This window comes from Litoribaculum gwangyangense, from assembly GCF_039543505.1.
Classification (GTDB): domain Bacteria; phylum Bacteroidota; class Bacteroidia; order Flavobacteriales; family Flavobacteriaceae; genus Litoribaculum; species Litoribaculum gwangyangense.
On record NZ_BAABJW010000002.1, the window covers coordinates 613,860 to 628,148 of the forward strand.

At 30.6% G+C, this 14,289-nt stretch carries 17 protein-coding genes; 14 read left to right on the forward strand and 3 right to left on the reverse strand.

Features of this window, described 5'->3' with window-relative positions:
- Positions 1–6: 6 nt before the first annotated feature.
- The 3 genes from ABD963_RS08275 to ABD963_RS08285 form a co-directional block, all read right to left on the reverse strand.
- Positions 7–612, reverse strand: a complete 606-nt coding sequence (locus tag ABD963_RS08275) for a WG repeat-containing protein (protein ID WP_345276482.1) — start codon at positions 610–612, stop codon at positions 7–9.
- An 80-nt stretch (positions 613–692) separates the two neighbouring features.
- The gene (gene trxA / locus ABD963_RS08280; RefSeq protein ID WP_345276483.1) at positions 693–989 is read right to left on the reverse strand and encodes a thioredoxin; all 297 of its coding nucleotides are present in this window, start codon (positions 987–989) and stop codon (positions 693–695) included.
- Complete coding sequence (locus ABD963_RS08285) at positions 976–1,401, reverse strand: hypothetical protein (protein WP_345276484.1); 426 nt, start codon at positions 1,399–1,401, stop codon at positions 976–978. The genes trxA and ABD963_RS08285 overlap by 14 nt, the downstream gene beginning before the upstream one ends.
- 130 nt (positions 1,402–1,531) lie before the next feature.
- Between ABD963_RS08285 and ABD963_RS08290 the strand changes: the two genes are divergently transcribed.
- From ABD963_RS08290 to ABD963_RS08355, 14 genes are all read left to right on the forward strand, one after another.
- On the forward strand, positions 1,532–3,412 hold the full coding sequence (locus ABD963_RS08290; protein WP_345276485.1) for a PAS domain-containing sensor histidine kinase: 1,881 nt from the start codon (positions 1,532–1,534) through the stop codon (positions 3,410–3,412).
- Complete coding sequence (locus ABD963_RS08295) at positions 3,409–4,470, forward strand: response regulator (RefSeq protein ID WP_345276486.1); 1,062 nt, start codon at positions 3,409–3,411, stop codon at positions 4,468–4,470. Before ABD963_RS08290 ends, ABD963_RS08295 begins: the two co-directional genes overlap by 4 nt.
- Before the next feature lie 84 nt (positions 4,471–4,554).
- A complete protein-coding gene (locus tag ABD963_RS08300) occupies positions 4,555–5,403 on the forward strand; it encodes a universal stress protein (RefSeq protein ID WP_345276487.1) in 849 nt (282 codons plus the stop codon).
- Positions 5,404–5,409: 6 nt separating this feature from the next.
- Complete coding sequence (locus ABD963_RS08305) at positions 5,410–5,796, forward strand: hypothetical protein (protein ID WP_345276488.1); 387 nt, start codon at positions 5,410–5,412, stop codon at positions 5,794–5,796.
- Positions 5,797–6,421: 625 nt separating this feature from the next.
- Positions 6,422–7,270, forward strand: a complete 849-nt coding sequence (locus tag ABD963_RS08310; protein ID WP_345276489.1) for a universal stress protein — start codon at positions 6,422–6,424, stop codon at positions 7,268–7,270.
- A gap of 27 nt (positions 7,271–7,297) precedes the next feature.
- A complete protein-coding gene (locus ABD963_RS08315; RefSeq protein WP_345276490.1) occupies positions 7,298–8,149 on the forward strand; it encodes a universal stress protein in 852 nt (283 codons plus the stop codon).
- A 5-nt stretch (positions 8,150–8,154) separates the two neighbouring features.
- Positions 8,155–8,985, forward strand: a complete 831-nt coding sequence (locus ABD963_RS08320) for a universal stress protein (RefSeq protein ID WP_345276491.1) — start codon at positions 8,155–8,157, stop codon at positions 8,983–8,985.
- A 155-nt stretch (positions 8,986–9,140) separates the two neighbouring features.
- Positions 9,141–9,995, forward strand: a complete 855-nt coding sequence (locus ABD963_RS08325) for a universal stress protein (protein ID WP_345276492.1) — start codon at positions 9,141–9,143, stop codon at positions 9,993–9,995.
- Positions 9,996–10,018: 23 nt separating this feature from the next.
- Positions 10,019–10,423: a hypothetical protein gene (locus tag ABD963_RS08330; RefSeq protein WP_345276493.1), complete on the forward strand. Its 405-nt coding sequence runs from the start codon at positions 10,019–10,021 to the stop codon at positions 10,421–10,423.
- 35 nt (positions 10,424–10,458) lie between these two features.
- Positions 10,459–11,301: a restriction endonuclease gene (locus ABD963_RS08335; RefSeq protein WP_345276494.1), complete on the forward strand. Its 843-nt coding sequence runs from the start codon at positions 10,459–10,461 to the stop codon at positions 11,299–11,301.
- 5 nt (positions 11,302–11,306) lie between these two features.
- Complete coding sequence (locus ABD963_RS08340; protein ID WP_345276495.1) at positions 11,307–12,680, forward strand: MBL fold metallo-hydrolase RNA specificity domain-containing protein; 1,374 nt, start codon at positions 11,307–11,309, stop codon at positions 12,678–12,680.
- Between the two features lie 18 nt (positions 12,681–12,698).
- On the forward strand, positions 12,699–13,115 hold the full coding sequence (locus ABD963_RS08345) for a hypothetical protein (RefSeq protein ID WP_345276496.1): 417 nt from the start codon (positions 12,699–12,701) through the stop codon (positions 13,113–13,115).
- Between the two features lie 119 nt (positions 13,116–13,234).
- Entirely contained in the window at positions 13,235–13,762 is a 528-nt protein-coding gene (locus ABD963_RS08350) for an Hsp20/alpha crystallin family protein (protein ID WP_345276497.1), read from the forward strand.
- Positions 13,763–13,833: 71 nt separating this feature from the next.
- A complete protein-coding gene (locus ABD963_RS08355; RefSeq protein ID WP_345276498.1) occupies positions 13,834–14,277 on the forward strand; it encodes a hypothetical protein in 444 nt (147 codons plus the stop codon).
- Positions 14,278–14,289: the final 12 nt, after the last annotated feature.

A 14,289-nucleotide genomic window follows, 5' to 3' on the forward strand; every position in this document is an offset into this window, starting at 1 on the left:
TTCAAATTAGTACTCAACTGATACTAATTTCCACTTATTATTATTTACCTTAACAGCGTAAAGGTTATCAGAAATCTGTTTTGATGTGATTTCCGGAAGCGTTCTGATAAATTTTTTATCCAAAACAATATTAGTTCCTTTTGGATTTAAATAATTTTCTACAGTTCCATCAATATCGATGGTAACTTCATAATACCTGTAGTTAACAACATTTTTACCTAATACCTCATTATTACCTAGTTCTTCTTTTAAGAGATGCAGTGCTAGCGTTTTATTGCTATCAAAATTTTGAGCGTTTAGGAACTTAGGCTCAATGACTGTTTTACCTGTTTTATCGATATAACCAAAGTAGATTATACCATTTTTGACCTCAGAAATCAAGCATCGATTATTTTTAAAAATGGGATATTTATAGCCGTTTATTTCAGTCGAAACTAAATCATCCCGAAAATCTATAATAACATGACCCTTTTCATTTATAAAACCCCAAAAGTTTCCTTTTTTAACAGCAGCAACGCCATCATGAAAAGGGGTAATAAAATCGAGTTCCTCTGTTGTTTGTCCTAGCAAGAGAACAGGCAATAGTAAAAATATAATCAGTAGTTTTTTCATGATCTATCATTTTAAAATTGTTCTTTAAAAATAGCGTGGTTCACTATTTTATAAAATGATATCCATCATGATAGATATATTTAAGAATATTGTTGGATAATGTTTATAATATCGCTTTTTTGAAGAACACCAGATTGTCTCCAAAGCGGTTTTCCATTTTTAAAAAGTATCATGGTAGGCACACCCCTAACTTGATATTTGGCTGCTAATGGTTGATTTTTATCAACATCAATTTTTATGATTTTAATTTGGTCTGCAAGTTCGTGTTTTACATCTTTTAAAATGGGTGCCAAAACTTTACATGGGCCACACCATTGGGCATGAAAATCAATCAGCACGAGCTCCCCCGAATTTATAATACTGCTAAAACTGCTCATGAATTTTTTTTTTTAATTCTAAATCTAATTTAGCCAACATAATTAACTCCGACTTATTGATACCTGAAAAAGAATTCGCAATGGCATTTGCTGTTCTTATAATCAGTTTTTTAATATCTGTAGAAAACAGATGCTTTTGTTCGTTCTTATAATTTACAAAATCATTGTAACACGATCTTACATCAAGGTTATTTTGATTATTCAACCAATCAAACACAATTTCTATTTGGTAGGCAGCATCTTCGTCATATTCATCTGTAATGGCATCTATGTTTAACCATTGTGTTTTAACTACTTCTTTTAATTTATTAAATTCTATTTTTCGCACAACATTATCAGACCCTGCAATGGCATAAAAAAGCTTACCTAGATTTTGATAAAACTTGAGTGTTAACTTGTTTTTGGTTTTCATTTTAATCGAATTTTTGCTTGATAAAGATAAATAGATGTAGCCTTTTTAATAATGATATTAATCAGTCTTAGTCACATAAAAATGAGGATTTTTTCGTACTTTTAAGGTACTGACTAAACCCACCATTTTCATGTTTCAACAAGACCAAGAAATATTCAATATTCTTTTAGAAACAGTTTCTGAAGGGGTTATTATTGTTGATAACCACCAACATATTATGGAAGTCAACAACTCTGCTGAAACTATTTTTGGTTATAGCAAAAAGGAACTTATGGGTAAGGAACTTAACCTGTTAATTCCATCGAACTATCATGATAGCCATTCTAACTATTTTGAGAAATTTATTCAAAGTGGTAAACGGAGAAAAATGGGTCAATCATCTGATATTTTTGCCTTAAAAAAAGATGGAACCATTATCTCTGTTGAAGTTGAATTAAACCCTTTTACCATCTACAATAAAACCTACGTAATGGCTTTGGTTAAGGACGTTTCTGAAAAAAAAGAAATTGAGAAAAACTTGATGCTACGCAGCAAGGCGTTGCAGTCAGCTTATAATGGAATCGTTATTACGGATGCCTTAAAACATGACAACCCTATTATTTATTTTAATTCGGCTTTTCAAAAGCTCACTGGTTATTCTGATAAAGAAATACTAAATCATAATTGCAGATTTTTACAAGGTAAAGACAGAGACCAAGCCCCATTAAAAAAACTTAGAGAATGCATTGAAAAAGGTGAAAGTTGCCAGGCAACGTTACGCAATTACAAAAAAGATGGTAGCATGTTTTGGAATGATTTGTATGTTTTTCCTATAACAAATAATAAAGGTGTTGTTACTAACTTTATAGGTATTCAGAATGACGTAACATTGAGAATAAAAGCTGAAGAAGAACGTCATCATTTGGCATCTATTTTTGATGAGTCTTTGAACGAAATATATGTTTTTGATACCAAAACACTAAAATTTATCAACGTTAATTTTGGGGCTCAAAAAAATATAGGATACTCCTTAAAGGAACTTAAAAACATGACTCCATTAGATATTAAACCTGATGAAAACAAAAGTGAATTTAAAAAAACCATTGATGTTTTATTAAAAAAAAATGTAGAAAAATTAGAGTTCGAAAGTATACACAAACGTAAAAATGGAACCACCTACCCAGTAGAAGTGCATTTACAACTATCAAATTTAGGAGGCAATGAAGTTTTTGTTGCCATTATTTTAGATATCACAGAAAGAAAAAATTACACGAAAAAACTCGAAAATACGGTAGAAGAACGAACTTATCAACTTAAAGAGGCACTCAACAAAGAAAAGGAACTAAATGAGTTAAAAACCAATTTTTTATCATTGGTATCTCATGAATTTAAAACACCCCTTAGTGCTATTTTAACATCCAGTGAATTACTCACTAAATATCAACTAGAAGCACACCAAGAAAAGCGCGATAAACACATAAAAACCATTATAGATAAAGTTAATTTTTTAAATAATATAATAAACGACTTCTTATCCGTTGAAAAACTGGAAACCGGTAAAATCAATTATAGGTTTAACAACTTTAAATTAAGTAAAGTAGTTAATGAAGCGGTCTATGATGCCAACATGCTTTTGAAAGAAGGCCAACAAATAAAATACCCAGAAAACATTGATGATCTATCAGTCTGTCAAGATGAAAAAATAATTCAATTAATTCTATCCAACCTATTGTATAATGCCATAAAATATTCTCCAGAAGGCTCTATTATAGATTTGCAGATTAAACAGGATGATTCAAACACAACTGTAACAATAAAAGACCAAGGTATAGGCATACCCGAAAAAGATCAAAAACATATTTTCGAACGTTATTTTAGAGCCGAAAACGTAATTAATACACAAGGCACAGGTATTGGATTAAATATTGTAAAAAGCCATCTGGAAAACTTGAGTGGTTCTATTTATTTTGAAAGTAAAGAACATAAAGGAACCTCATTTGTAATAAAATTTCCTAATAACGCAAAAACATGAAAACCGTTTTACTTATAGAAGATGATGTCGTATTAAGAGAAAATACAGCAGAGCTCTTAGAATTGTCCAATTATAAAGTTATATCAGCATCTAACGGGAAAATTGGGGTAGAGTTGGCTAAAAAGCACTTGCCCAATATTATTGTTTGTGATATTATGATGCCAGAACTAGATGGTTATGGTGCTTTAGAAGTCCTTTCAAAAGACAAGACTACTAAACATATACCGTTCATATTTCTTTCGGCCAAAACAGAGCGAAGCGATGTTAGGAAAGGCATGAATTTAGGAGCAGATGACTATATCACTAAACCATTTACGGAAGATGATATTATTAGCGCCATTGAAAGTCGTATGGCGAAGGTTTCCATTTTAAAAGAATTAAACCAAAATAATTATTTAAAAAGCAATATTGTTCAGCCACAACCAAATGAAATAAAAACATTAAACGATTTAAAAAACTTTTTTGATGATTATGGGGTTGAATTCATTTTTAAAAAAGAAGATATTATTTATCATGAAGGAGATCATTCTAACTATATCTATTTAATCCATAAAGGCGCGGTTAAATGTTTTCGAATGGATGAACAGGGGAAAGAATTAGTAACCGCTTTGTACAAAGAAGATGATTTATTTGGTTACACTTCGTTTACCACCAATACACCACATCAAGAAACAGCCACTGCAATGGAAGACACAAAACTTTTAGGGGTTTCTATTTTAGATTTTAATGAATTACTTGAGAAAAACCATAAAGTTTTGTTTGAGCTTGTTGAGCTTTTAACAGATGATTTATCTGCCGTTAAAGAACAACTTTTACAAATGGCTTATGGAACAGTTAATAAAAAAACAGCCACAACCATTTTAAAATTTGCAGAAAAAATAAATCGCAAACCTGAAGACCCTATAAAAATATCAAGGAACGATTTGGCTAGTGTAGCAGGAATAGCTACCGAAACTCTTATTAGGGCGTTAACAGAATTTAAAAAGTTAGGCATTATAAAAGCCGAGGGTAGGAATATTAGAGTAGTAGATATTCAAAAACTTAAAAGCATCACCTAGTTAAGGTTCGTTTTTCAAAATGATTAATATCATTTTATCTAAGGTTAGTACACACTAATTTAGTGGAAGTAAAGATGCCTTTAGATGAAAAATATACTTTTACCCACCGATTTTTCAGAAAATTCTTGGAATGCCATTAAATATGCCATTCAATTTTTTGAAAAAGAAGCTTGTAATTTTTACCTATTACACGTAAACAGATTAAGCAATAATATCATGGATGGCTCTCCGTATGTGGCATCGGAAGAGGTATTAGAAGCGGTTTATACAAAGCCCTCAAAGCAAAAGTTGCGTAAGGTTTTAAAGCGTATAGCTAACAACTTTTTACCCAATAAAAATCATAGATTTTATTCGCTCACAGATTATGATTTCTTTATTGAATCTGTTAGAAAGCACGTTTTGGAAAAAAACATAGATATCATTGTTATGGGTACCAAAGGTGCTTCTGGTCTAAAAAAAATTATAGTAGGAAGTAATACTGGCGACGTTATCACCAAAGTTAAGTGTACTACTTTGGCTGTACCAGAAAAAGCAGAATTTACCAAATTAAAAGAAATAGCATTTCCCACAGATTTCTCATTAAGCTATGATATACAAATATTGCAACCTCTTTCTGATATGTTGGAAAAACATGAAGCTGCTTTAAGGATTCTTCATGTAAGTAAAAAGAAAGCCAATTTAAATATAGAGCAAAAACGAAACAGTGAACTTTTGGATGATTATTTTAATAATGTTATCCATAGTTTTCATTATTTAACGAATGCGAAAATAGAAGATGCCATTCAGTGTTTCGCAGAAATTAGAAATACGGATATGATGTGTATGGTGGCAAAAAACCTTAATTACTTTCAGCAAATATTGTTTCATTCAAAAGTTGAAGAAATAAGTTATCATACAGAAACACCATTTTTGGTACTACATGAAAAAAATTAAAATATTATGGATAATTCAATTTTTCTTGCAAAATTTTGGGGTTGGTATCTTATTATTTTCTTTTTGATTTTAAGTTTCAACCCAAAAAGAATCAAACAAATTTTTTCAGATTTAAATGATGAAAAGTTTTTAATCATTGCATCGCTTATAGCCATTATTGTGGGTTTACTGAATATTCTGTTTCATAATATGTGGGAACCTAACTGGAAGCTCATTATCACGCTTATTGGTTGGCTATCACTCTACATAGGATTATCTCTTTTCATCTTTCCAAAGCCAACGGTTTCTCTTTTGGAATATATCAATATAAAACTAGTGCAGGTAATTTATACGTTATTGTTTTTTACCGGTTTGTTTTTACTAAATATGGCATATGGCATCGTACCAATATAATTTTTCAAAACTGATAAATATCATTTCCTATTAAGAAATGTAGATGTACATTAGCATCATGATTAAAAAGTTCTTTTACATAATAGAAAAATAGGTATTGTTGTTGAAAAATGATAATGCCAAAAAATAGAGTATTTGAAGCTATTGTTTTGCAGGAAAACCCACGAATGATACTTTTAGAAATAAAGGTGGCGTTGAAGAAAACCGAACGTTGAACGATAACATTAAATACTCAAGAGAAACAGGAGGTTTCGATCTCCTGTTTCTTATAAAAAACAGGGTTGAACGTTAAATAATGTTTACCACTGTATCAGGAATGTTTGAAGGTACTGGTTATCTGAAGATTTAATATTACTCTTTAGAGATGTTAATGATTAGAAAAGGTTAGTAAGTAAAATCAAACATTTCAAAAAAGGAAACAGGAAGTTTAGACTTCCTGTTTCTTATTTAGAGTGGCTATTAATCAATTCACATAATTATTTTGTGATTAAAAAAAGGGGATGTTTTAAAACATCCCCTTTTTTAATTCTACAAATATCTACATAAGGTATTCGTTTTCAATCTGATAAATATCATTGTTTTCATTCTTTGTCGTATGTATTTTTAATAAAAATCCTATTATACGATGAGAAAAATATTAATTCCAACTGATTTTTCCGAGAATGCGAATAATGCCATAAAATTTGCTACAAATTTATTTAAATATGAAGTAAGTGAATTTTTCATCATGCATGCCTATCAAGACGACATTTATGCCGATGAAAATTTGGTTACAAAAAATAATTTAGATAGTATCACAATAACAGTGAGCCAAAAATCTGAAGAGGAGTTAGATCGTACTTTAAAATATATAAATTCTATCTCGCCAAATCCTAAGCACAAATACTTTACAATTTCGGCTAATAATTTGCTTATAGATGAAACTGATAAGATTGTTGATAGCGAAAATATCGACATCATTGTTATGGGTACCAAAGGTAAAACCAATAACAAGAAAATCACTTTTGGAAGTCACACTTTGCAGGTTATAAAATATGTGCAATGTCCTGTATTGGCAATTCCAGAAGGTCATGAATATAGTCAACCTAAACACATTCTCTTTCCAACAAATTATTTAATTCCTTACAAAAGAAGAGAGTTAAAATTACTTTGTGAAATGGCATCACCATTTCGTGCTAAAATAGATATGCTTTACATATCTAAAACGGATAAATTATCCATGAGACAAATAGACAATCAAAACTTCATAAAAGAAGAGTTACATAAAAACAAACTCAATTTTAAGGTTTTAGAGAGTGATCATATTTTAAATACTATTTATAAATACATCAAGGAACAATACGTAGACATGCTAGTTATGGTAAACACAAGGCATTCCTTTTTAGAGGACATGCTGTACCAATCAAAAATAGATGAATTGAGTTTAAACATTGATATTCCCTTCTTAGCATTGCAAAATATCAATCGTGATTAGAAAAAATATAAACTAAACTACAAAATCATGAAAAACATCCTTCTTCCTACCGATTTCTCGAATAATTCCTGGAATGCCATAACGTATGCCATGCAACTTTTTAAAAACGAAGCTTGTACATTTTATTTACTAAATACCTATACTCCTGCCATTTATCAGGTTGAATATGTATTGGTAGAACCTGCGCAATTTGGTATGTATGATGCTGTTAGAGAAAATGCTTTAAGAGATTTGGAACAATTTAAAACGCGTATTGAAAAGGAATACAACAACCCCAAACATGCCATTGAAACCATAGCTACTTTTAACACCCTAATTCCTGAAATTAAAGATCAAATAGCAGAGAAAAAGATCGATTATATTGTAATGGGAACCAAAGGAGCAACTGGTGCCAAGGAAATTTTATTTGGCTCTAATACTGTGCATGTTTTTAAAAATGCTAAGTGTCCTGTTTTGGCAATTCCAAGCGATTTTACTTTTGAATCGCCTCATGAAGTTTTATTTCCAACAGATTACGAAATTGACTACGAAGAATTTCATATAAAACCTATTATTGAAATTCTCTCATCTTACAATGCTAGAGTCAATATTCTTAATGCAACTTACGGTTATGAACTATCTGAATATCAAGAAAAAAATATGAAAAAATTAGAGATTCTGTTAAAACAAACCTCGCAGTTATTTCATAGTGTTAGTGGACAAACTGTAGCAGAGGCTATTAATAATTTTCAATTAAAAGCCCGAATTAATTTATTGATTATGATAAATAACAAACATTCATTTTTTGAGAATTTGTTTTTTAAAAACACCATAAATCAAATAGGGTTTCATTTAAGTATTCCATTTTTAGTAATTCCAGCCAAAAACTATAAAACCTAAACAAAATGAAACGAAAAATTTTACTGCCCACCGATTTTTCAGATAATGCTTGGAATGCCGTAGTTTATGCATTAAAACTCTTTGCAGATGAGTTTTGTACGTTCTATTTTTTGAACTCGACCATTTTAAAGGTATCAACACTTTCAAATCTTTCAAATAAGTTGTTAAAAACTATGGAAGAAAACGCCAAAAGGGAATTGTTAGCCCTGAAAGAATTAGCCGAAACTTCAGACGCTAATGCTAATCATGATTTTCAAATAATTTTGAGTTCAGAAAATTTAAAAACAGCTGTTACAAATGCCGTTAAGGAATGGGACATCGATTTGGTTGTTATGGGGACCAAAGGCAGTACAGGAGCCAAAGAATTTTTCTTTGGTAGCAATACGATTCATATTATAAAAAACTTAAAAAAATGTCCAGTTCTAATCATTCCAGAAGAATACGATTTTAATGAACCTACGCAAATCGCTTTTCCAACTGACTTTAATAGATTTTATAGTAATATGGAATTAAAATCTTTAAAGCTATTGGCCAATTTATACGATTCTAAAATAAGGATTATGCACATTAATGTGGAAGAAGAACTTGATGACATACAGAAATATAATCTAGTAAAACTTAAAGAGTATTTAGAAAACTATGAATACACGCTTCATTGGATGCCTAAATATGATAAAAAAACAAAAGAAATAATAGATTTTGTGGAAGAACTAGATATTAACATTTTAGCCATGGTTAATTATAAGCATAGTTTTATTGAAAAAATAATTAATGAACCTGTCATTAAAAAAATAGGCTTTAATCCCAAAGTACCATTTTTAGTTATACCAGAATAGGCTGATGCTTATCATTGCCGTCAAAATAATTTAAACTTAAATTCAAGCAAGTAATAAAACTAGGTTATGAAACTTCTATAGTTATGAATTGTTAATTTAAACAATGACTATGTGAGGGCTTCAAGTGAGTTAATAACATCCTTAAATAGAAACACATGAAACGTAAAATATTATTGCCTACTGATTTTTCAAAAAACGCTTGGCATGCCATAACATATGCATTAGAATTATACAAAAAGGACCTCTGTGATTTTTATATTTTAAACGTATTCTCTGCGACAGGAAATGTTATTGATAGTTTGATAAATATGGATCCTGGGAGTGAAATATATGAAACTGCTAAATTAAATTCTGAAAACGGCCTCGCCAAAGTGACTGATATGATAGTTTTTAAAGACTATAATAATCCAAAACACCACTTTGAAACTATTTCCACATTTAATAATGTCGTAGAGGCCATTAAAAATATTGTGGAAGAAAAAGATATCGAAATGATCATTATGGGTACTAAAGGCAATACGGCATCTAGGACTAAAGTTTTCGGAGGCGTAGCTATAGACGTTATGGAAAAAGTTAGAAATTGCCCAGTGATTGTTATTCCTGAAACAGCCAAACATAATTTGCCGAAAGAAATCGTTTTCCCGAATAGTTATAAAACCCATATAAAACGCAGAGAGCTTAATTATTTAGTGGATTTGGCTAAAAAATGTGAAGCAACCATCAGAGTATTGCATGTAGCCGCAGAAGATAAATTAACAGATAAGCAAATCAATAATAAAAAACTTATAGAAGAATATTTTGAAGGTGTTGCATATACATTCCACAGGTTAAGCCATATGGATATACCATCCGCTATTAATTGTTTTGTGGAAAGTAGAGATAGCGACATGGTGGCATTTATTAATAGAAAACATGCCTTTTTTGGAAGCATTTTAACACATCCACTAGTTAAAGTAATTGGTTTTGACTCTAAAGTGCCGCTATTGGTAATGCATGATTTAAGAAATTAAAAATAATATAATATCAATTAAAAATGAAAACAGGTGTATGGTTAGATAAAGAGGAGGCTATATTAGTTTCCCTTTATAATGATGAAGTTAGTATGAGAAGGATAGCCTCAGAGGTTGAAAACATTCATGTTCATGGTGGCTCTGGGACTAGGTTAAAAGGTGGCCCGCAAGATGTTGTTCAAGATAGTAAATATTTAGAACGTGAAAAACATCAGTTAAAAAGATATTTTAATGATATCATTTTAGAAATTAACAAAGCAGAAGCCATCGTTCTTTTTGGACCAGCCGGAACATGCGAAAAATTATATAAAGAAATCACCCAAAATCATCCTGCTTTATCAGGAAAAATAAAGGATATAGTAAAAACCGATAGTATGACAGAAAATCAAATAAAAGCATGGGTTAAATCATTCTTTAAAAGTAATTAATTGAAGTTATAAATCACAAATTTTAAGTTTCTCAAATGGAAACAGATTCTATCGATATTATTAAATCATCAGGTGAAAAAGCTAAGTTTTCATTAGACAAGTTAAAAGCTTCTTTAAATAGAATTGGTGCTGACAAACAAACGATTAATCAAATAATTCATAAAGTAAGAGATGAACTCTATCAAGGGATTTCAACAAAAGAAATTTACAACAGGGCATTTGCATTATTAAAAAAAAAGAAAAGCTATTTGGCTTCAAAATATAAACTAAAAAAAGCCATTTATGAATTGGGCCCAACGGGATTTCCTTTTGAGCGTTTTATTGGAGCCATATTAAAATATTCTGGTTATGAAACCGAAATTGGTAAAACATTGTTTGGGCAATGTGTAACCCATGAAATTGATGTTATTGCCCATAAAAATGGTGAAACCTCAGTAATAGAATGCAAATTCCATAGTGAGGAAGGGTTAAATTGTAATGTTAAGATTCCACTTTATATTCATTCACGTTACAATGATGTGAAAACCTTTTGGAACTCCAATCCCAAAAACGGTTCTAAACTTACAAAAGGCTGGGTGGTTACAAATACCAGGTTTACAGAAGATGCCATAAAATATGGTAATTGCGTAAAGCTATATCTTCTAAGTTGGGATTACCCCAAAGATGATGGGTTAAAAGATCGTATAGATCGCCTGGGCTTGTACCCTATTACAGTATCTACTTTACTTACGAACCGCGAAAAACAATTTTTGATAAGTAGAGATGTGGTACTTTGCAGAGAATTGATAGGTGATGATTTTTATTTGGACCACCTGGGGATTTCAGACATTAGGAAGAAAAAGATCTTGCATGAAATAAGCATGCTTTGTAATCAATAAACACCATGGATAATTTTGCAAAAATTCATTTTTTAGGCGCTTCCGGTACTGTAACAGGCTCAAAATTTCTTATTGAAACAAGCGATAGCAATGTGTTGATAGATTGTGGCATGTTTCAGGGTTTAAAAGAATTAAGGGAACTTAATTGGATGGATTTATCTGTAAACGCTAAAAATATCGATGTGGTTTTGCTTACCCATGGACATTTAGATCATGTTGGTTACTTACCCAGATTATTAAAGCAAGGTTTTACAGGAAAAATAATAGGTACAGCACCTACACTGGCCATTGCCGAAATTATTTTAAAGGATAGTGCTAAAATACATGAGGAGGAAGCCGAAAAAGCAAACAAAGAAAAATACACCAAACACAATCCAGCACTTCCGTTTTACACTTTAGTAGAAGCAGAAAAAACCATCACACATTTTCAAGTTGAAATCCCTGATAAATGGATACAGTTATCTGAAAATATATCCTTTCGCTTTCAATTTAATGGCCATATTATTGGTGCTACTTTTATTGAGTTGGATATAAAGGGCAAACGATTTGTGTTCTCTGGGGATATTGGTAGAAAAAATGATTATTTACTCGATGGCCCAAAAAAACCAGAATGGGCAGATTTTTTGTTTATTGAAAGTACCTACGGTAACAAATTACACCCACAAGAAGATGTTGAAGACATGCTCTCCAAAATCATCCATGAAACCTTACTTAAAAAAGGCCATGTAATCATACCTAGTTTTGCGGTAGAGCGTTTACAAACACTTATGTTTTTGCTTTGGAAACTATATCAACAAAACAAAATTCCCAATATTCCCATTTTTATTGATAGTCCTATGGGCAACAATGTTTTAGAAGTGTTTAAGCGATTTCCAAAATGGCATAAATTGTCAGATGAAGTATATAACAACATGTGCAATCATGTTAATATTATTAAATCTTACAAGGAAACATGGGAAGCCATTGATGATAATCGTTCTAAAATAGTGATAGCAGGTAGTGGTATGGTAACTGGAGGACGGGTGCTTACATATTTACAACAACTTATAGATAATCCTACAACCACTGTTTTATTGGTTGGTTATCAAGCGGAGGGCACCAGAGGAAGACAATTACTAGATGGCGCGCACGAAATACGATTTTTTGGCAAGTACTATCCTGTTAAAGCCCAAATTAAAACGATAGAAAGTTTATCAGCCCATGCCGATCAAAACGATTTACTGGAATGGATGGGTAACATTAAAAATATACCAGAAAAGGTGTTTTTAATTCATGGGGAACCAACAGCTTTGGACGCCTTACGTGTTAAAATTCAGGATATTTATAAGTGGCATGTTAGTATCCCAAAACATAATGATGTAGAAAAAGTTATGATTTAATCTATAAAAATATTGATTATGGAACCAATTCAAAATTATATAAGCTTCAATAGCAATAAATCTATTCTAGAATTGCAATACAGTATATCGAGCGAAATTTACAAAATGGAAAATTTAAAGTTAGAATTGGAGTTTTATTTAATTTTACTAGATAAACCCCTCTTTGAAAGCTATACCATAAATTTATACGAAAGATTAACTGACTTTAAAAAAGAAGCTAAAGGCATAAACGAAAGCAGAATTCATTTACTAGAAAGCTTATATTCCCATGCCAACCATATTAGTAATAAAATAGAATGCGACAATATTGCTTGCGATAATTTTTTCATCAAACAACATGATGAAATTGAGTTAACGGTCTTCAACTTTCATAAAACAATATCAGATTTTAAATTTAGGCTATTTCAATATCTTGAAAGTGTTCTTATTAATTAAAATAAAGCTTCAAAATCCTATTTTATAGATTTCCAGACTGATAAATATCATTGTGAAAATTGGTTTCCGTAGATATATTAGTGTTGTAAAATATAAGTTTAACTTAAAATAATAATATCATGACAACATTAATGAAACGCCGAAGAAGCAACAGGTTATCTCCCCTAGATAACAGATTGATGACCCCTTGGAGCAACAGTATTTTAAGACCATGGGAAGGAAGATTATTTACATCTAATTTCGATAACTTAAATAACTTAATGAGATTTGACGATATCTTCAATGATGATTTTTTTGAAGATAATAGTTTAATGCCAGCTGTAAATGTTATAGAGCACGAAAAAGATTTTGAAATTGAATTTGCTGCTCCTGGATTTAATAAAAAGGACTTTGAGGTTACTATTGAAGATGATGTTCTTCATGTTTCTGGTGAGAAAGAAATAGAAGAAGAAGAAAAAGAAAAAGAATATTCCCGTAAAGAATTTAATTACAGATCTTTTAAAAGATCTATGATGCTTCCACCATCTGTAGATTTAGAACAAGATGTAAAAGCAACATATAAAAATGGTATTTTAAAAGTTAAATTACTTAAAAGCGAGGAAACTGTAGTAGAAGAACCTCCAAAAAAAGTAATCGAAGTTGATTAATTTCTTTAAAACAGAAAGTAGTATTTTTTAAATACTACTTTCTGCTTCTTTTAACTGTAAAAAAAACAACAATGAAAACAAAAGATTTTAAAGTAAAATATGAGGCGTGGTTAAGCGCTGATATTATGCATAATAATTCTAGAAAATGGTTATCTGAATTGAAATTTGCCAAAGATGAGGAGTTATTTTTTGATGATTTGGTAAAATCCTACACCCTTCAGCTCATTGATTCAAAACATTTTACGGATAGTAAAAAAATTATTGACAAGTTGAATATTTTACAAAAAGAAACAGACACTTTAATCAAAACAATAAAAAACCATGAAAAAGGACTGAAAGTTATGGTAGATGGTATCAATGAACTTGAAAAAGAAGATGCCTATAGAGATAAACATGCGAAACTTATTATTGTAGTTAGCAACTTTTTGGAAAAATATAGAACCTTAAAAACTGAGTTGTTTTCACTTATAAAAGGTGTTATTAAAGAAGGAAAACAAAAGCGGTTACTGCAATAACTAAAAAATTTG